15 protein-coding genes and 1 other annotated feature are annotated in these 18,218 nt (G+C 35.8%); of the genes, 13 read left to right on the top strand and 2 right to left on the bottom strand.

Translation table 11 applies throughout. The annotated features are described in order from the left end of the window. The first annotated feature begins 26 nt into the window (after positions 1-26). The 12 genes from cbiB to murQ all read left to right on the top strand — a co-directional run bounded on the left by cbiB (position 27) and on the right by murQ (position 14,766). Complete coding sequence (cbiB, locus tag CPHY_RS05855) at positions 27-1,046, top strand: adenosylcobinamide-phosphate synthase CbiB (protein ID WP_012199134.1); 1,020 nt, start codon at positions 27-29, stop codon at positions 1,044-1,046. A gap of 156 nt (positions 1,047-1,202) precedes the next feature. Next, entirely contained in the window at positions 1,203-2,291 is a 1,089-nt protein-coding gene (locus CPHY_RS05860) for a pyridoxal phosphate-dependent aminotransferase (RefSeq protein ID WP_012199135.1), read from the top strand. A gap of 17 nt (positions 2,292-2,308) precedes the next feature. After that, positions 2,309-3,850, top strand: a complete 1,542-nt coding sequence (locus CPHY_RS05865; RefSeq protein ID WP_012199136.1) for a cobyric acid synthase — start codon at positions 2,309-2,311, stop codon at positions 3,848-3,850. Continuing rightward, entirely contained in the window at positions 3,847-4,371 is a 525-nt protein-coding gene (locus tag CPHY_RS05870; RefSeq protein WP_012199137.1) for a cob(I)yrinic acid a,c-diamide adenosyltransferase, read from the top strand. Before CPHY_RS05865 ends, CPHY_RS05870 begins: the two co-directional genes overlap by 4 nt. A 19-nt stretch (positions 4,372-4,390) precedes the next feature. Next, positions 4,391-4,945, top strand: a complete 555-nt coding sequence (locus CPHY_RS05875) for an NADPH-dependent FMN reductase (protein ID WP_012199138.1) — start codon at positions 4,391-4,393, stop codon at positions 4,943-4,945. 330 nt (positions 4,946-5,275) lie between these two features. Beyond that, positions 5,276-5,473, top strand: a binding site (T-box leader). 195 nt (positions 5,474-5,668) lie between these two features. Beyond that, positions 5,669-6,946: a serine--tRNA ligase gene (serS, locus tag CPHY_RS05880; protein WP_012199139.1), complete on the top strand. Its 1,278-nt coding sequence runs from the start codon at positions 5,669-5,671 to the stop codon at positions 6,944-6,946. 272 nt (positions 6,947-7,218) lie between these two features. Then, the gene (locus CPHY_RS05885) at positions 7,219-8,589 is read left to right on the top strand and encodes an MATE family efflux transporter (protein WP_012199140.1); all 1,371 of its coding nucleotides are present in this window, start codon (positions 7,219-7,221) and stop codon (positions 8,587-8,589) included. A gap of 144 nt (positions 8,590-8,733) precedes the next feature. Then, the gene (locus CPHY_RS05890; protein ID WP_012199141.1) at positions 8,734-9,711 is read left to right on the top strand and encodes an L-lactate dehydrogenase; all 978 of its coding nucleotides are present in this window, start codon (positions 8,734-8,736) and stop codon (positions 9,709-9,711) included. Between the two features lie 607 nt (positions 9,712-10,318). Beyond that, positions 10,319-11,944 carry an extracellular solute-binding protein gene (locus CPHY_RS05895; RefSeq protein ID WP_012199142.1) on the top strand — a complete coding sequence of 542 codons (1,626 nt, stop codon included), beginning with the start codon at positions 10,319-10,321 and terminating at the stop codon, positions 11,942-11,944. A gap of 70 nt (positions 11,945-12,014) precedes the next feature. Beyond that, a complete protein-coding gene (locus CPHY_RS05900) occupies positions 12,015-12,971 on the top strand; it encodes an ABC transporter permease (protein WP_012199143.1) in 957 nt (318 codons plus the stop codon). A gap of 10 nt (positions 12,972-12,981) precedes the next feature. Further along, on the top strand, positions 12,982-13,851 hold the full coding sequence (locus CPHY_RS05905; protein ID WP_012199144.1) for a carbohydrate ABC transporter permease: 870 nt from the start codon (positions 12,982-12,984) through the stop codon (positions 13,849-13,851). Between the two features lie 21 nt (positions 13,852-13,872). After that, positions 13,873-14,766: an N-acetylmuramic acid 6-phosphate etherase gene (gene murQ, locus CPHY_RS05910; RefSeq protein ID WP_012199145.1), complete on the top strand. Its 894-nt coding sequence runs from the start codon at positions 13,873-13,875 to the stop codon at positions 14,764-14,766. 65 nt (positions 14,767-14,831) lie between these two features. Here murQ and CPHY_RS05915 read toward each other — a convergent pair whose 3' ends face one another. Then, positions 14,832-15,689 carry a MurR/RpiR family transcriptional regulator gene (locus tag CPHY_RS05915; protein WP_012199146.1) on the bottom strand — a complete coding sequence of 286 codons (858 nt, stop codon included), beginning with the start codon at positions 15,687-15,689 and terminating at the stop codon, positions 14,832-14,834. Between the two features lie 19 nt (positions 15,690-15,708). Next, positions 15,709-16,893: an anhydro-N-acetylmuramic acid kinase gene (locus tag CPHY_RS05920; RefSeq protein WP_012199147.1), complete on the bottom strand. Its 1,185-nt coding sequence runs from the start codon at positions 16,891-16,893 to the stop codon at positions 15,709-15,711. 135 nt (positions 16,894-17,028) lie between these two features. Between CPHY_RS05920 and CPHY_RS05925 the strand changes: the two genes are divergently transcribed. Then, positions 17,029-18,174 carry a DUF1343 domain-containing protein gene (locus CPHY_RS05925; RefSeq protein WP_012199148.1) on the top strand — a complete coding sequence of 382 codons (1,146 nt, stop codon included), beginning with the start codon at positions 17,029-17,031 and terminating at the stop codon, positions 18,172-18,174. Positions 18,175-18,218: the final 44 nt, after the last annotated feature.

Raw genomic sequence — 18,218 nt, forward strand, 5'->3', positions numbered from 1 at the left:
TATTGTTCGGTGATTTTGGAGGTTTCATGAATATTACAATTATAGCATTTTTATTAGGGTTTCTCTTAGATTTAATTCTTGGTGACCCTCACTCTATTCCTCATCCGGTATGTTTTATCGGAAAGCTTATATCAACTAGTGAAAAGTTCTTGCGTAGATGTTTTCCTAAAACTAAGCGAGGTGAGCTAGTCGCTGGAGCCGTTCTTTGTTTTATTGTAATCAGTATCTCAGGACTAATACCTTTTGTTTTATTGTATATTGCGGGAATCATTCATCCGATGGTAAGGCTTCTTGTGGAAACTGTGATGTGTTATCAGATTTTAGCTACCAAATCATTACGTGTGGAAAGCATGAAGGTATATCGTGAATTGGAGAAAGAAGATATTGTTAGGGCTAGATATCAATTGTCAATGATAGTTGGTAGAGATACAGATTCTTTAACTGAGGAAGGAATTATTAAGGCAGCAGTAGAGACAGTTGCAGAAAATACTTCGGATGGAATTATAGCGCCAATGCTCTATCTAGCGATTGGTGGGCCTATATTAGGATTTATCTATAAAGCAATCAATACAATGGATTCTATGGTTGCTTATAAGAATGAGAGGTATCTATACTTTGGCAGGGTAGCAGCTAGGTTAGATGATGTAGCAAATTTTATTCCTTCAAGAATAGCCGCTTTGCTTATGATAATAGCTAGTGGCATTTGTGAAGTTTTAGATTTTATTTTCTCTAAGAGAATTTCCACTTCTTCAAATAAGGATGGTAAGTTTTATTCCATGAAAAGGGCTGCAAAAACCTTTCTTAGAGACCGATATCAACACGCCAGTCCTAATTCTGCTCAAACAGAAGCAGTATGTGCAGGAGCTCTTGGGATACAGTTAGCAGGAGATGCTTATTATCATGGAGTTCTACATAAAAAGGAGTTCATTGGTGATTCGGTTAGAAAGATTCAGATAAAGGACATTATAAGAGCAAATGTATTATTGTACGTGAGTGCATTCCTTTGCATGGGTTTATGTATGATTATTAAGATTGTGATTCTGTAAACAGGATTATGTTTGTTTATTATAAAGAAAGAGGCGGGGATGGGAGTGAGATTTTATTAATCTTTCACTCAGCAAGTCTGTATCCGCGATGCAACCACAAACTTGTGTTACGCAGAAAAGTACACGTATTACGTGTGTTCAGAAACGAGGTTAAATATGTTATTACATCAGGCAAATCCTCATGGAGGTGATGTCTACCGTCATAAGATACGGTTAGATTATTCTGCAAATTTAAATCCTTTTGGTACCCCACCTTTCGTAAAAGAAGCGATTATTAAGGCAAGTGAGTGTCTCTATCAATATCCAGATCCTTATTGTGAAGAATTAAGACAGGCGATTTCTTTAAAAGAAGAAGTACCTATGGAGTATATCATTTGCGGAAATGGTGCCGCAGAATTAATTTATTCCTATGCAGCTGCGACAAAGCCGGGAAAGGTACTTATTGTGGCACCTACGTTTTGTGAGTATGAACAGTCGCTATACTATCAGGAAACAGAAGTCAATTATTATTACCTTAACGAAGAGAAGGGTTTTATGCTTTCTGAGGATATTTTAGATAAAATCAATAGAGAGTATGATACTATCTACTTATGTAATCCGAATAATCCAACTGGAAAATGTATTCCTTATGCTCTGTTTCAAAAGATTCTTATTAAGAGTAGGATGCTTGGAATCAAGCTATTTGTGGATGAGTGTTTCTTAGAATGGGTAAATGGAGCGATTTCTCTAGTGGGAGAGTGTAAGGAGTATACGAATTTATTTATATTAAAAGCATTTACTAAAAGCTATGGGATGGCTGGTGTCCGTTTAGGGTATGCAATTTGTTCTAATCAAGAACTTTTACATAGGATGAGTGAAGGGAGTCAAACTTGGAATATCTCCACGTGCGCCCAATTAGCCGGGATAGCAGCTTGTAAATGTGAGGAATTCTTTCAACAAGCGAAAACTCATATCGAAGTGGAGAGAAGTAGGATAATAAACTATTTTAAAGAAAGTAATATTAAAGGAAGCAATATTGAAGGAAGTAATATTAAAGGGAGCATTATTAAAGTAATAGATGGCGAAGCAAATTTTCTATTACTAAAGTCTGATATAAATTTATATGATGAGTTATTAGAACGTGGTATCATAATACGAGACTGTAGTAATTTTAATGGTTTATCGAAAGGTTACTATCGTATTGCTATTAAAACAAAAGAAGAGAATGATTTATTGTTAGAGGCATTTGCAGAATTATGTAATTGAGAAGAAGGAGAATAATCATGGCTAAGTCAATTATGATACAAGGAACCATGTCCAGTGCAGGCAAGAGCTTATTAGTGACAGCCCTTTGTCGCATTCTTAAACAGGATGGTTATAAAGTGGCACCATTTAAATCACAGAACATGGCTTTAAATTCCTTTATAACAGAAGACGGTTATGAGATGGGAAGAGCACAGGTGGTACAGGCGGAGGCGGCAGGTATTAAGCCAAGTGTATTAATGAATCCTATTCTTCTAAAGCCAACGACAGATGTAGGCTCACAGGTTATTGTGAATGGAGAAGTTCGTGGTAATATGACAGCTTCTAACTACTTTAAATACAAGAAAGAGCTGATACCAGAAATCATGCATTCATATCAAACGCTTGATAAAGAGTATGATATCATTGTAATAGAAGGAGCCGGGAGTCCTGCGGAAATAAACCTAAAGTCAGAAGATATCGTAAATATGGGAATGGCACGCATGGCAAATGCTCCTGTTCTTTTGGTGGGGGATATTGACCGTGGTGGAGTATTTGCCCAGCTTTATGGAACCGTTGCTTTGTTAGAAGAAGAGGAACGGGCGATGATAAAAGGAATGATAATCAACAAGTTCCGCGGTGATGTAAAAATACTAGAGCCTGGACTTACTATGTTAAGTGACAGACTAAGCCCTATTGCTAATATTCCATTTGTAGGAGTGGTACCATATACGACGGTGGATATTGAAGAAGAGGACAGTATCTCCGAACGATTTTTACGAAAGACAGCCAAAAAGATTGATATTGCGGTAATTCGCTTGCCTAGAATCTCAAATTATACTGATTTTCATAATTTGGAGCGCTTTCCGAATGTATCAGTCCGATATATATCTAAAGTTTCAGAACTTTTAGAACCTGACATGATTATCTTACCAGGAACAAAAAATACAATTGATGACCTGAAATTTTTAAGAGAAAGCGGTTTAGAAGCTGCCATATTAAAAGCGGAATCCAAAGACACCTTAATATTTGGCATCTGTGGTGGTTATCAGATGTTAGGCGAGTGGCTACATGACCCTTATGGTGTAGAAGGTGGCGGAGAGATAAAAGGATTATCACTTCTACCTATCAATACGGTTTTTGCGAAAGAAAAGGTAAGAAAACAAAACAGTGGAACACTAAATAAGGTTGCAGGTATGTTATCTGGTCTATCTGGGAAAACTTATCAAGGATATGAGATTCATATGGGCGAGAGTACATGGAGTTCAAAGGTAGAAGAAGAGAAGAATAATTGTTTTTCCAATAAGGACGAAGAGAATTTGGAGCATAACACAATAACTTCAGTTTTAATTTCCAATGGAGCACATGTGTATGGTACTTATCTTCATGGTATCTTTGACGAAGAGGGTATTTGCAAAGAGATCATAGGAACTTTATGTAAGAGAAAAGGAATAGATTTTGAAGAGGTTTACGAATTTGATTATAAACAATATAAAGAGGAACAGTATGATAAGTTAGCAGATGCAGTGAGAAGTTCTCTAGATATGAAGAAAATATATCAGATAATGGAGGAAGGCGTATGAAAGAGACAGGAAAGATTCATATTAATTGCGGTGATGGAAAAGGAAAGACAACGGCTGCCATGGGCTTATCCGTACGTGCTGCTGGTAGCGGACTTAAAGTACTTGTGGTACAGTTTTTTAAGGATGGTTCTTCATCTGAGCTTAAAATCCTTCGTGGGATTCCGAATATAACGGTAGTTACAGAAGAAAGAAATTTCGGTTTTTTTAATTTTATGAAAGAAGAAAATAAAGCAGAGGCAAAACAAGCGTATCAGGAATTATTGCAAAAAGCTATCACAATGTCAAAGGATGCCGATGTTTTGATTTTGGATGAAATCATATCCACGTATAATTACAATATGATTGAGAGAGAAACATTAGTAAAATTTCTGAAAGAAAAACGGAGTGACTTAGAAGTCATTCTTACAGGAAGAGACCCAGAGGAAGAATTAGTAGAGCTCGCAGATTATGTAACAGAGATGAAAAAAATTAAGCATCCTTATGATAAAAAACAACCAGCCAGATTAGGAATTGAGTTTTAATATAAAGGAGGAAATTTAAATGAGCGTTACAATTGGTGTTTTTGTTGGTAGTTTAAGAAGAGATTCCTTTTGTAAAAAGGTAGCAAATACATTTCAGTCTCTTATACCAGAAGGATATGAAATGAAATTTATTGATATCAGTAAGTTGCAAATGTATAATCAGGATTATGATGATGATGGAAATACACCTATGGAATGGGAGACATTCCGTAAAGAAGTAAAAGAGTTGGATGGATTTTTATTTGTAACACCTGAATATAATCGTTCCATTCCTCCTGTACTAAAGAATGCATTGGACATAGCATCAAGACCATATGGACAAAATGTTTGGTCGGGTAAGCCGGGAGCAGTCTTTAGTGTTTCTCCTGGAAATATTGGAGGCTTTGGAGCAAATCACCATCTACGTCAAGTGTTGTCCTTTCTAAATGTATATACGATGCAGCAGCCAGAAGTATATCTTTCTAACATTACGAATAGTTTAGATGAACAAGGAAATATCTCAAACGAAAGTACAATTAAGTTTTTGCAGGATATTGCAAATGCTTTTGCAGCATGGATAGCTAAATTTATGTAAAATGATATTAGCTTCAGTAATTATTCTTGTTGATTTCATAAGTAAAGTACCTCAATCTTCGTACTTAGATCACAAAAGTATGTATATCTGATGATTATATTACTTACGATATCAGCAAGAATAATTTAGTGATGTGGTATGATTGTATGCTTATAAATATTATTTGAAATATAGCTATTTGAAAATAGTTACTTAAAAATATCTACTTAAAGATAGTATTTTAATATAGCTATCTGAAATTAACTGCTATAAAAATAGAAATTAACTGCTATAAAAATATCTACTTGAAAATATGGAATAAATAGTTTATAATAAGCAAAACTATAAGTTATCACGGTGATGATAAAAGCTACGATTTTTGTATTTGTTCAGAGAGCTGATGGTTGGTGTGAATCGGTCAAAGAAAAAATCTATCCACTTTTGGAGCCGGCAGTGAAAGCTGCAAGGTTAGTACCCTTTAGCGTACTTTATTGAGTGGCCGGTTTAACGGCAATTTGGGTGGCAACGCGGAATCCTTTCGTCCCATGTAATTAATGCATGAGGTGAAGGGCTTTTTTTATATCTTTTTTACCTCAGCAAGCAATGTGACAGTCAATATAAAGAGTAATTTCCAGTAGGAAATGGATGTTTATTTAGATGTATTAATATATGTAATAACTCATCTTAAAATATTAATGTCACAGAATATATTAATTTTACTGTAACGTAAAAAGGAGGATACACATGTTAGATTTAAAATTTGTAAGAGAGAATCCAGAAGTTGTAAGACAAAATATTAAGAATAAGTTCCAGGACCACAAGCTTCCTCTAGTAGATGAAGTGATTGCACTAGACGTAGAGTCTAGAAATGCAAAAGGAGAAGCGGATAACTTAAGAGCGGATCGTAATGCGATTTCTAAAAAAATCGGTGGCTTAATGGCTCAGGGAAAACGTGAAGAAGCTGAAGAGATGAAGCAGCTCGTTACTAAGGAGTCTGAGCGTTTAGCAGAGTTAGAAGAAAGAGAAAATGAGCTTCAAGAGAGAATCAAGACAATCATGATGACACTTCCAAACATCATTGACGCAAGTGTACCAATTGGTAAAGATGATAGCGAAAATGTAGAAATCAAGCGTTATGGTGAACCAGTGGTTCCTGATTTCGAAATTCCATATCATGCAGAAATCATGGAAAAATTCAATGGCTTAGACCTTGATAGTGCAAGAAAGGTAGCAGGAAATGGCTTCTATTATTTGATGGGAGATATCGCTAGACTTCATTCAGCAGTAATTTCTTATGCAAGAGACTTCATGATTGATCGTGGATTTACTTACTGCATTCCACCATTTATGATTCGTAGCGACGTTGTTACTGGCGTTATGAGTTTTGCTGAGATGGATGCCATGATGTATAAGATTGAAGGGGAAGACCTTTACTTAATCGGAACAAGTGAGCATTCCATGATTGGTAAATTTATAGATACTATTTTACCAGAGGAGACTCTTCCACAAACTTTAACAAGTTATTCTCCATGTTTCCGTAAAGAAAAAGGTGCTCATGGTATTGAGGAAAGAGGAGTTTATCGTATCCATCAGTTTGAGAAGCAGGAAATGATCGTAGTATGTAATCCAGAAGATAGTATGATGTGGTTCGAGAAACTATGGGAAAATACTGTTGATTTATTCCGTTCCTTAGATATTCCTGTTCGTACCCTTGAGTGCTGTTCTGGTGACCTTGCAGACCTTAAGGTGAAGTCTATTGACGTTGAAGCTTGGTCTCCAAGACAGAAGAAGTACTTCGAAGTAGGTAGCTGCTCTAATCTTGGTGATGCTCAGGCTCGTCGTTTAAAGATTCGTGTGGTAGGAGAAAATGGTAAATACTTTGCTCATACCCTTAACAACACTGTAGTTGCTCCTCCTAGAATGTTAATTGCATTCTTAGAAAACAATTTAAATGAAGATGGAAGCATTAACATTCCAAAAGCTTTACAACCATACATGGGTGGAAAGACTGTAATTAAGTAAGATACATTAAATATATAGAAATAAAATATGCCAAGGAAAATTAGTTTTCTAGTTTACCTTGGCATATTTGTCTTATAAACTGATTAAGTATAGAAATATTAAAGTATTGAAATATTAAAGTATTAAAGTATTGAAATATTAAAGTCTTGTTATGTATTGAAATTATAATATGCTTGTGTTTAAATTGATTTAGTAAGTAAAATAGTAGAAAGTTTGATAAAATCTATATTACTACATATCGAGATAATCAGTGATTGTTATAGGAGTATAAGATGCAAAAGAGAACAAAAGACACAAAGAAAAATCAAGACCATGTCATGAAGATGCTTCTAATGGTTGCAATACCAATTGCCATACAAAATTTAATTAATGTTGGAGTAAGTACCGCAGATACTTTGATGATTGGAAATATTAGTGAGGTACAATTATCGGGAGTCTCACAGGCTAATTTAGTTTATTTTATTTTTACAACAGTATTGTTTGGACTAGCTTCCGGTTCCGTAGTTTTGAATGCACAATACTTTGGTAAGAAGGAAATGGAGCCAATAAGAACTATATTAGGATTTATGATTCGTGTCGGTGTTATTATGGGAGCTCTTATGGGACTGGTCGTACTTGCTTTCCCAAATCAAGCAATGTCTATTTTTACAAATGAGCCTGAAGTTATCATGTATGGTTCAAAATATCTTCGAATTATTGGATTTTCCTATCTATTCTCTGGTTTTACTGGTGTATATCTAATGGGGCTTCGTAGTATTCAGAATGTAAACGTTTCGATGTATATCTATGGAATCTCACTATGCACCAATGTGGTACTAAATTATATCTTTATCTATGGAAAATTAGGTTTTCCGCGAATGGAGATAGAGGGAGCTGCCATTGCTACTTTAATTTGTAGAATTCTTGAGAGTATTTTAGTTGTTATTTATATGTATAAGGGTGAGAAGGTACTTAAGATGAGACTTTCTTATATTTTTAAGAGATCTAAACAGTATTTTCGCTCTTTGGCTCGTTATAGTGCGCCAGTGCTTATGAGTGAGGTTAACTGGGGGCTTGGGATTGCTGTTCAGTCTGCAATCATTGGGCGTATGGGTGTTAGTTTTCTTACAGCCGCCAGCTTCATTAATGTAGTACAACAGTTAGCCGGAATCATTCTGATTGGTATTGGTGTGGGTTCGAGCATTATAATAGGGAATTTGATTGGTGAGGGAAAAGAGCATGAGGCGAGAATGCTAGCCAATAAGTTAATACGTATCAGTATGATACTCGGAGGAATTGTTGCTTTTGCAGTAATCTTACTACGTCCAATCGCTCCTAACTTTATTGAGGCGTCTAAGGAAACAGCGGATTTAATTCGTCAGATGCTATTTGTTTCGGCTTACCTCTTATTCTTCCAAGCCTTATCTGTATTAACTATGGCCGGAATATTACGTGGTGCAGGGGATACCCTTTACTGTGCAACCTTTGATGTTTTGACCTTATGGGTACTAAAACTTGGAGGAGGTTTGCTTGCAACCATAGTACTTCATCTTCCACCTGTATGGGTTTACTTTATCTTAAGTAGCGATGAGTGTGTTAAAGCGCTATTTACGGTACCGCGGGTCTTAAAGGGACGTTGGATTCATGATACAACACTGCATTAAGATTTCATATGTCCAGATATTTTTGCACAGTAGCATAATTACTAGAGCTTATTCCTATAATATTCATAGGTTTTGATGGTCCATTTTACGTTACGATAGCATATATTACATCAAAACCAATTCTATATAAGATGAGGTTATAGTATGGCGATTACAATAAACCGAAGTAAAGTTATTGTTGTGGGTGCAGGTTTAGTTGGTACTTCAACGGCGTTTAGTCTAATTACGCAAAGTGTTTGTGATGAGGTTATGTTGATAGATATCAATCGTGCTAAGGCGCATGGGGAAGTAATGGATTTGTGTCATAGTATCGAGTATTTAAATCGAAATGTTTTGGTAACGGAAGGAGATTATACAGACTGTAAGGACGCTGATATTGTTGTAATAACTGCAGGGCCTCCGCCAAAACCAGGACAGTCGCGGCTTGATACTCTTGGGTTATCCGCAGATATTGTGAGCACGATTGTGGAACCTGTCATGAAGAGTGGGTTCAATGGAATATTCTTAGTCGTGACGAATCCGGTGGATTCGATTGCTCAATATGTTTATCAATTATCGGGGCTTCCAAAGCAACAAGTTCTTGGAACTGGAACAGCGATTGACTCTGCAAGATTAAAACACTTTATTGGAGATATTTTACATGTAGATCCTAGAAGCATACAGGCTTATACGATGGGAGAGCATGGAGATTCTCAAATGTGTCCTTGGTCGCTTGTTACGGTTGGCGGTAAAAATATTATGGACATCGTACGGGATAACAAAGAGTATTCCGATATTGACTTTAATGAAATCTTATATAAGGTTACCAGGGTAGGTTTTGATATTTTATCAGTGAAGGGTACTACTTGTTATGGAATAGCGTCAGCAGCTGTGGGGATTATAAAAGCAATTCTTTATGATGAGAATTCCATCCTTCCGGTCTCTACCTTATTGGAGGGGGAATATGGTGAGTTTGATGTATATGCAGGGGTACCATGCATTCTAAATCGTTTCGGCGTGAAGGATGTAGTGGAAGTAAATATGACAGAAGTAGAGTTAAATCAATTCCGAGCCTCTGTTCACGTTGTGAGGGAAGCTATTGAAAACTTAAAAGACAGAGATAAAAAGGCATTATTTTTATAAAAGTAATAGGAAATAATACTCGAATTATTCTGCAATCTGTTCTAAAAAATAAAATTAAGAAATTACTATAGCAAGCCAGGTTAAAATTACTAGCTTGCTATTTTTGTGCATTTAGTACAGTTTTGATTATTAAAGAATAAATTTAATAACTATTTTGCAATAAGTTATTGACTATTTCACAAGTTAGTGTTACTATACAAGTATGAAATAAAGATACATAAAAAAATAAATAATATGAAACATAAATTCATGACATGCGGAATAGAATGAAAGAATATTATGTCGGTTCCTAATACTAAATGGATATAACAATCTATTGAAACACTTATGGGGTGTAAGTGTGGAGAGAATTTCTAAAGCGCCAAAAGACTCTACATATGAAATTCTAAAGCTTCACACGGGAATAATCTAATTTATGTATCTTATTATCATAATTCAGGAAGGTAGTGTGAAAATATAAAAATTAGTTTTCCTGTTTCATTCAGGCAGTAGCATTTCTTAAACAAATTTGCTATGCATTGGGTGTTATCTGAAAAACAAAAAGCAATTTTCTCACAACTTATTTCTGAACAACAATGGTATTAAAAATTTGGAGGAGGATTTTACTATGAAAAAAACGGTAACATTACTGTTGGTTCTGACCATGGTGGTAAGCTTATTTGCAGCATGTGGTAAGAAAAATGGATCAAGCGAAACCGGCACAAAAGATCCTGTGGCAACAAGCGGTGCAAAAGAACCTGACAAACAAGATCCAGGCAATAAAGAGCCTGAAAAACAAGACCCTGTTAAAATCAAGATTTATTACTCTGATAATGCAACCTTACCATTTAAAGAAGATTGGTTAGTTATAAAGGAAGCTGAGAAGAGATTTAATGTTGATTTCGATTTCGAAGTAATTCCAATTGCAGATTATCAAACAAAAGTTTCTTTAACATTAAATACAGGAAATAACGCTCCAGATGTCATCCTTTATCAGTCAACGCAGGGAGAGAATGCATCTCTTGCTCTAAATGGTGCTCTAGTACCAATCAGTGACTATGCTGAATATACACCTAACTTTAATGCACGTGTAGAAGAGTTTGGTCTAACTGGTGCTATAAACAGATTAAACCTCGCAGACGGAAAACGTTATTATATGCCTGGCTTATTTGACGTTCCTTTCTATGATGGTGGACTTATTTTAAGAGAGGATTTCTTAGAGGCAGAAGGATTAGCTGTACCTAAGACATTTGATGATTTATATAATATCTTAAAGGCATACAAAGCAAAGAATCCTGATTCTTATCCTTTAACTATCTTAGCTGGTCCTCGTGTATTATACCGTATGACAATGCCATCCTTTGGTGTTAGTTTAGGTAAGAACGGAGCTGGCGGAACGAATACCTTAAGTTGGGATTATGAAAAGGGCGAATATTTTGAAGGTGCTATCAGTGATGGTTATAAACAATATATTAGCTACCTTGCAAAACTTTACAATGAAGGATTACTTGATCCTGAAATGGCAGACCCAATCGATGGCGATAAATGGTCTCAAAAGATGGCAAGCGGAAAATCTATGGCTACCTATGCATACTATGACCAGATTGGTGGTGTAAGTGCTTCTACTGAAATCGAAGGCTTTAAATTACAGATGTACCCATCATTAGAGGGACCTGCTGGTGCTCATCATCAGCAAAAGAACCGTACTGGTTCCGGTATTATGTTCCCAGCAGCTACTGCACAAAGAAAAGACTTTGAAAGAGTTGTGAGAACAATTGATGAAGTATTCTTCTCCGAAGAAGGTGCTAAATTATGGTGCTTAGGAGTAGAAGGCGTAACATATACAGAAGAAAACGGAGTAATCAAATATTCTGATGAGTTAGTAAATTCAGCAGAAGGTGTTTATAAAACACTTCAAGTAAAATACGGCTGTGGTTCTGACGTTACCCAATTAGTATGGGTTAACGAACGTGAAATGACAAAATATGATGAGAATTATGCACGTATCAATAAAGAAGTTGCTGCTATGGGAGATGTTATTCAACAGATACCTCCAACACCATTATTTGATGATATGAAAGCAGAAGATGCGGGCGTTTTGCAAACTCCATTATTTGATACCTTCAGTGTATGGGCAGACGCATTTATAACTGGTAAGAAGAGTGTAGATAATGATTGGGATGCTTATGTAAATGAGATGAAAACATTAAAAATTGACGAATTCTGTAAGATTTATAATGATAATCTTAACTAAGCTTTCATAATACTGAGGCTACCCTTTGAACATAAGGGTAGCCTTTTATAAAAAGTATGGGAGGTTTAATATGTCCTTAGAAAAAAAGAAAAGCGAGCAAGTGCAAGTACCTAAGCTAAAAAGCAGTAAACAAAGACATTTACGTCGTTACTGGCAGCTTTATGCGATGATGGTATTGCCAATCGCATATTTTATTGTATTTAAGTATGTACCGATGTTCGGTAATGTTCTGGCATTCCGTCGTTATCGTCCTGGTATGGGCCCTTATGGGGTTAGTTGGGTTGGATTTAAATATTTCAATCAATTTATGAAGGATCCATCCTTTTGGAGAGCCTTTCGTAACACATTTACAATATCGTTTATGAACCTGATTATTAATTTTCCAATTCCTATTGTTTTTGCTATTCTTTTAAATGAAGTGAGAGCTGTAAGATTTAAGAAAGTTGTACAAACCGTTTCCTATATGCCTAGATTCATATCAACAGTTGTTGTTTTTGCAATCTTAGGAGAATTACTTTCTCCTAGTTCCGGACTATTAAACCAGTTTTTACATAATGTGTTCGGAATGGAACCAATTTATTTTATGAATGAACCACAGTATTTTAGATGGCTTTATGTACTTACTGATTCTTGGCAATTTACTGGTTGGACTGCAATTATTTACTTAGCAGCGATTACTGGAATCAGCGCTGACTTGTTTGAAGCGGCTCAGATTGATGGAGCAAACCGTATAAAGCAGATTATACATGTAACGATACCTTCCATCTTACCTACCATCATGGTAATGCTTATCTTAAATGTTGGACGTATGCTAAGTCTTGGGTTTGAAAAGGTGTTATTAATGTATACTCCTTCGAATTCTAGTCTCAGTGATATCATTGATACCTTAGTATATCGTACAGGTCTTTACAATCAGAATTATTCCTATGCGACAGCGATAGGATTGTTTAGTGGAATTATTGGAGTTGTTTTAGTTTCTTCCTCCAATACCTTAAGTAAAAAGTTTACCGGAGATGGAATCTATTAGGAGGTGCCTTGTGAAAAAATATCGTACAAAAGGCAATATCATATTCGACGCAATTATATACATCATCATGATTTTTGTGCTCTTGGTATGCTTAGTGCCATTTATCTATATGCTTGCGGTATCACTTTCTGATCCAAAGGCAATCGTTAACAATAAAGTTTCCCTTATCCCTATCGGGATTAATTTTGAAGCCTATAAGCAAATATTTAGATATCCAAATTTCTTTAGGGCTTATGGAAATACAATCTTTTACACAGGGGTTGGAACTTTAATATCCCTGATTATGACTACACTATTTGCATACCCGTTATCAAAACCAAATCTATGGGGTCAAAAAATAGCAATGAAAATCGTTGTATTCTCCATGTTTTTCTCTGGTGGATTGATTCCGAATTATTTACTTATATCTAATTTAGGGTTAACAGGAACAAGATTTGCAATGTTACTACCATTCGCTATCAGCCAATTTAATTTAATCATATTAATCAATTTCTTTAAATCACTTCCGTCAGAAATCGAAGAAGCTGCACTAATTGATGGTTTGAGTTATTTTGGGGTATTAAGAAAAATCATTGTTCCGCTTTCAAAAGCAGCATTGGCTACGGTTGGCCTGTATACCGCAGTATTTTTCTGGAATGACTGGTTTAATGGTTTAATTTACTTAGATACAAAACAGTACCCAGTTATGCTATTTTTAAGAAACATTGTAAATGGTACTACAATGGTGGGAGACGCTGCTGGTTCTGCGGATAAAGCAACGATTGCAATATCCATTAAGTCAGCAGTAATTATAACCTCCACATTACCAATTATTATTTTATATCCATTTTTACAGAAGTATTTTGTGAAAGGACTTACTGTTGGTTCCGTTAAGGGCTGATAAAATAGAGGGGTAAAGACTATGGTTGAATTAAATATTTTAGATACCGAGCAAAAAAATGAACGTACAAAAAATATCGACATTCTTTCTACATTGGAAGTCCTAAAACTAATGAACGATGAAGATAAAAAAGTAGCATATGCAGTGGAAAAAGAGTTAGAAAATATCCAAAAAGCAGTCGACATAACTTATGAAAAGATGGCAGCAGGAGGACGATTGATTTACTCTGGTTGTGGAACTTCTGGTCGACTTGGAATCCTTGATGCAGTGGAATGTCCTCCTACCTTTGGAACTGATCCAGAATTAGTTCAGGCTTTAATTGCCGGTGGAGTAATGGCATTTGTGAAAGCGGTAGAAGGTGCGGAAGACAATCAAGAATTAGGCGCAGAGGATTTAAAAGCAATTGGATTTTCAGAGAAAGATATTTTGGTAGGTATAGCTGCAAGTGGAAGAACTCCTTATGTGATTGGAGCTGTATCCTATGCAAAAAGTATCGGTGCAAAGACCATAAGTGTAACTTGCAGTACAAACTCACCACTAACCTCGATTACGGATGTTGCAATCACTCTTCAGACTGGTCCTGAAGTAATCACTGGTTCTACCAGATTAAAGAGCGGCACAGCACAAAAAATGGTACTAAATATGCTTAGTACCTCAGTAATGATTAAGCTTGGAAAAGTTTATGGAAACTTAATGGTAGACTTAAAAGCTACGAATGAGAAATTAGTAGAACGAGCAGTAATGATAGTTAGGACTATTACGGAGGCAGATGATCTTACTGCTAGACAAACATTAGAAGCTTGTGATTATTCTGCTAAAACTGCAATTGTAATGCTAAAATGCAATTTAACTGCAGCTAAAGCAGAAGAAGCAATCAACAAAGCAAACGGACATATATCAAGTATAATATCTTAACCTGTGGTATAGATATACAATCAGAATTAATTCTGCTTAGACATTGTGATAATTATATTTTTACATTAAACCCTGTGGCTACGACAGACTTCAGAACTCTTTTCCAGATACTTTTCAACAGAGGTATAATTCTTATTGGCAAGGCTGGTAAAGAGTAAGTCAACTATGGTTAACTGTGCGATACGACTACTCATTGCTCCGCTTCGATAATTAATTTCAGGAGCAGAAATATAAATAGAGTAGTCTGCACTAGCAACCAGAGGACTTTTGGTATACTTCGTGATTACTATGGTAGGACAATTTGATTTTTTAGCTAAGTCCATAATTTCAAGCATTTCCTTGGTAGTTCCAGAGTAAGAAAAGATAACCGCTACATCTTCAGGGCGTGCATTTGCACCATAAACAAGTTGTGTGTGCATGTCATAGCTAAAATTTACATTTTTATTGATACGAAGTAATTTTTTACAAAAATCATCGGCTACTAAAGCAGATGCACCAACGCCAAATAATTTTATACAAGAAGCTTTTGATAAGATGGAGACAACTTTTTTTAAAGTATCATAATCAATTAACTTTATGGTATCTTCGACTGCCTGAAGTGTTGTATTGCGAATGGTGTTACACATTTGTTCCAGTGTACTGTGTTTTTTAATATCGGAGAAGTCAGAAGTATCAATACCTTCCGATGTGGAGCTGTTTAATTCCATGAAAAGACTCTTTTTTAAGTCTTTTAATCCGTCAAATCCAATTGCTTTACAAAAGCGAATCCAGGTTACCTGGCTAACTCCGGATTCTTCTGCAAGACGCGCAATTGGAATAGAGAAAATATTCTCGATATTGTTTAAAAAGTAGGTAGCTACTTTTCTTTCGGAATTATTCAAAGAATCCATGATACTCCTAGTTTTGATTTCGATATTCGTCATATGATCCTCCATTATCGCTTTATATTGTTATTTTACCCATCACGACCGTATGTCTGGCGCCAGTCGCGGAAGGAACATTATTGGTATTACCAAAGATCGTTTCATTAGCTAAGATGGCAAAAGCTACAGCTTCCTTTGCGTTACTGTCAAATCCGATGTCTTCATTAGTCATTACCTTACACATTGGAAGACACCTAGCAATGAATTTCATCAGAGTATTATTTTGACTACCACCACCGCCTACGATTAATTTGTCAGGAAGCTTAGGGAGGTTCTGTAATACATTGATTTCAATAGCTTTTGCGGTAAACATCGTTGCTGTTGCTATGATATCTGGAAAGGATAAGTGATAAGAGGCTGCTTTTTGGCAAAGCTTATCAACAAACTCGGCACCATAGTATTCTCTTCCAGTTGTTTTTGGAGGTTTCGCATAAACATATGGATCCTTTAATAACCAATCAAGTAGTTCTTTATGAACTGTACCACTTGCAGCTATTTTTCCGTTGTCGTCATAAGTTTGCTGCATGTTTGTAAAATTAGATACTAAGGAATCAATTATCATATTACCAGGGCCGGTATCAAAAGCAAGGGTATGTTCCATATTACCGCTAGCAGGTAAGAAAGTTATATTGCCAATGCCACCAATATTTTGTAAGGCAATGTTTTGATCAGCTTCACTGTAGAGTAAGAATTCAGAGTAAGGAACCAATGGGGCTCCTAATCCACCTGCAGCCATATCGCGGACGCGAAAGTCAGCAACTACAGGACACTTCATGGTCTCACTAATTACAGCAGCTTCCCCTATCTGTAAGGTAGAGGTAATCTTCTGACCAAAGTATTCTTCTTCAACCGGTTGGTGATAAATTGTATGGCCATGGCTACCAATAAAATCGATCATAGAAGGTGAGATATTTGCCTTTTTACATATGGATAAGCACGCGTTTGCTGATAACTTACCGAGGAGAAAGTTCATTTTACTGATTTCATAACTACCGCCAAAGGTACCAGAGGCAATCTGTAGCAACGTCGTGCGTAATTCATTCTCGTAAGGGATTGTAATGAAATCAATTAATTGAACTTTTGTATGTATTCCAGATTCGCTTATTTGTACGAGAGCGGCATCAATGCCATCCGTACATGTTCCACTCATCAAACCAATGGCTAATCTTTGTTGCTTCTTTGTTAATTGTTTCAGCTGGTTCATAATTGTACGTTCCTTCCATGATTTGTATTTAGATTGTTTTTTACTAATTAAAAAAGTTTTATGTAATTTAATTTCATCATATGATGAATATTATGTAACTATTTAACTATAAAAAAAAGGAGTTGTCAATATACTATGATTTTAAAAGGGATAGATAATCTAAAGTCTTATGATACAACCTTTAAAGATAAGCGTTTAGGGTTGATTACTTCCATATCTGGAGTCGATAATAATTTTAATTCAACTATAGATATTCTAAATGAAAGGTACCACATCACCGCGTTGTTTGCACCGGAGCATGGGGTTAGAGGGGATAAGGATGCCGGACAGACGGTGACAACTTATACGGATGAGGAAACAGGATTACCGGTTTATAGTTTATACCGAGTGGACTCCAAACGATTTACAAAAGAGATGTTAGAAAATGTTGATGCCGTTGTATATGATATTCAAGATCTTGGTGTTCGTTATTATACCTTTATTTCATCTATGATTTACGCGATGGAGGATTGTGCGAAATTCGGAAAAGAACTAATCATATTAGACCGACCGAACCCACTTGGCGGTGAAACCATAGATGGTAATGTCCTAGAACTAGAGTATAAAAGCTTTGTTGGAGCATATCCGCTAGCAACTCGCTATGGATTAACGATAGGTGAGCTTGCTAACATGGTAAATGAGGAAGAAAAGTTTGGTTGTCACCTAACGATTATTCCATGCTCTGGGTTAAAAAGAAGTGCACTATTTCCTGAGCTAGAGCAGACATGGATTATGCCAAGCCTAGGTATACCAAGATTTGATACCGCTCTTTTGTATACTGGAACTTGCCTATTTGAAGGAACTAATGTTTCTGAAGGTAGAGGGACTTCTTGTCCGTTTGAAATCATTGGCGCACCATATATTGATTCCAAACGATTACTTGCATATTTAAGAACCAAAGACTTACCAGGTGTTGCATTTACTCCAGCTTATTTTACCCCAACTAGTTCAAAACACAAAGGGGAGTTTTGTCAAGGAGTTCATATACACATTACGGATTATCATAGCTATGAAAGCTATAAAACTGGTCTAGTGGTATTAGAGGCAATAAAAAGCTTGTTTCCGGAGAAGTTTTCTTTCTTAGAACCAGTTTCTGAGGGGAAAAAACCTTTTATAAGTCTTCTTGCGGGTAGTAACATTTTCGAAAAGGAAGATTGGAGTAGTATAGAAATCTTAAAAAAGAATCAGGTGCAACTAGAGAAGTTTAAGGATAGAAAAGAAAAGTATCATCTTTATCAGTAGGCTGAAACTATAGAATATTAAATAGTTTTTATGATACATCAAAT

Origin of the sequence: Lachnoclostridium phytofermentans ISDg (assembly GCF_000018685.1) — a bacterium.
Lineage (GTDB): Bacteria > Bacillota > Clostridia > Lachnospirales > Lachnospiraceae > Lachnoclostridium > Lachnoclostridium phytofermentans.

Bases quoted from the DNA above. Each gene is read 5' to 3' on its own strand.
- cbiB (WP_012199134.1), top strand. From the start codon at position 27: ATGAATATTACAATTATAGCATTTTTATTAGGGTTTCTCTTAGATTTA.
- CPHY_RS05890 (WP_012199141.1), top strand. From the start codon at position 8,734: ATGGCGATTACAATAAACCGAAGTAAAGTTATTGTTGTGGGTGCAGGT.
- serS (WP_012199139.1), top strand. From the start codon at position 5,669: ATGTTAGATTTAAAATTTGTAAGAGAGAATCCAGAAGTTGTAAGACAA.
- CPHY_RS05920 (WP_012199147.1), bottom strand. From the start codon at position 16,893: ATGAACCAGCTGAAACAATTAACAAAGAAGCAACAAAGATTAGCCATT.
- CPHY_RS05885 (WP_012199140.1), top strand. From the start codon at position 7,219: ATGCAAAAGAGAACAAAAGACACAAAGAAAAATCAAGACCATGTCATG.
- CPHY_RS05875 (WP_012199138.1), top strand. From the start codon at position 4,391: ATGAGCGTTACAATTGGTGTTTTTGTTGGTAGTTTAAGAAGAGATTCC.
- CPHY_RS05870 (WP_012199137.1), top strand. From the start codon at position 3,847: ATGAAAGAGACAGGAAAGATTCATATTAATTGCGGTGATGGAAAAGGA.
- murQ (WP_012199145.1), top strand. From the start codon at position 13,873: ATGGTTGAATTAAATATTTTAGATACCGAGCAAAAAAATGAACGTACA.
- CPHY_RS05895 (WP_012199142.1), top strand. From the start codon at position 10,319: ATGAAAAAAACGGTAACATTACTGTTGGTTCTGACCATGGTGGTAAGC.
- CPHY_RS05915 (WP_012199146.1), bottom strand. From the start codon at position 15,689: ATGACGAATATCGAAATCAAAACTAGGAGTATCATGGATTCTTTGAAT.
- CPHY_RS05865 (WP_012199136.1), top strand. From the start codon at position 2,309: ATGGCTAAGTCAATTATGATACAAGGAACCATGTCCAGTGCAGGCAAG.
- CPHY_RS05925 (WP_012199148.1), top strand. From the start codon at position 17,029: ATGATTTTAAAAGGGATAGATAATCTAAAGTCTTATGATACAACCTTT.
- CPHY_RS05900 (WP_012199143.1), top strand. From the start codon at position 12,015: ATGTCCTTAGAAAAAAAGAAAAGCGAGCAAGTGCAAGTACCTAAGCTA.
- CPHY_RS05860 (WP_012199135.1), top strand. From the start codon at position 1,203: ATGTTATTACATCAGGCAAATCCTCATGGAGGTGATGTCTACCGTCAT.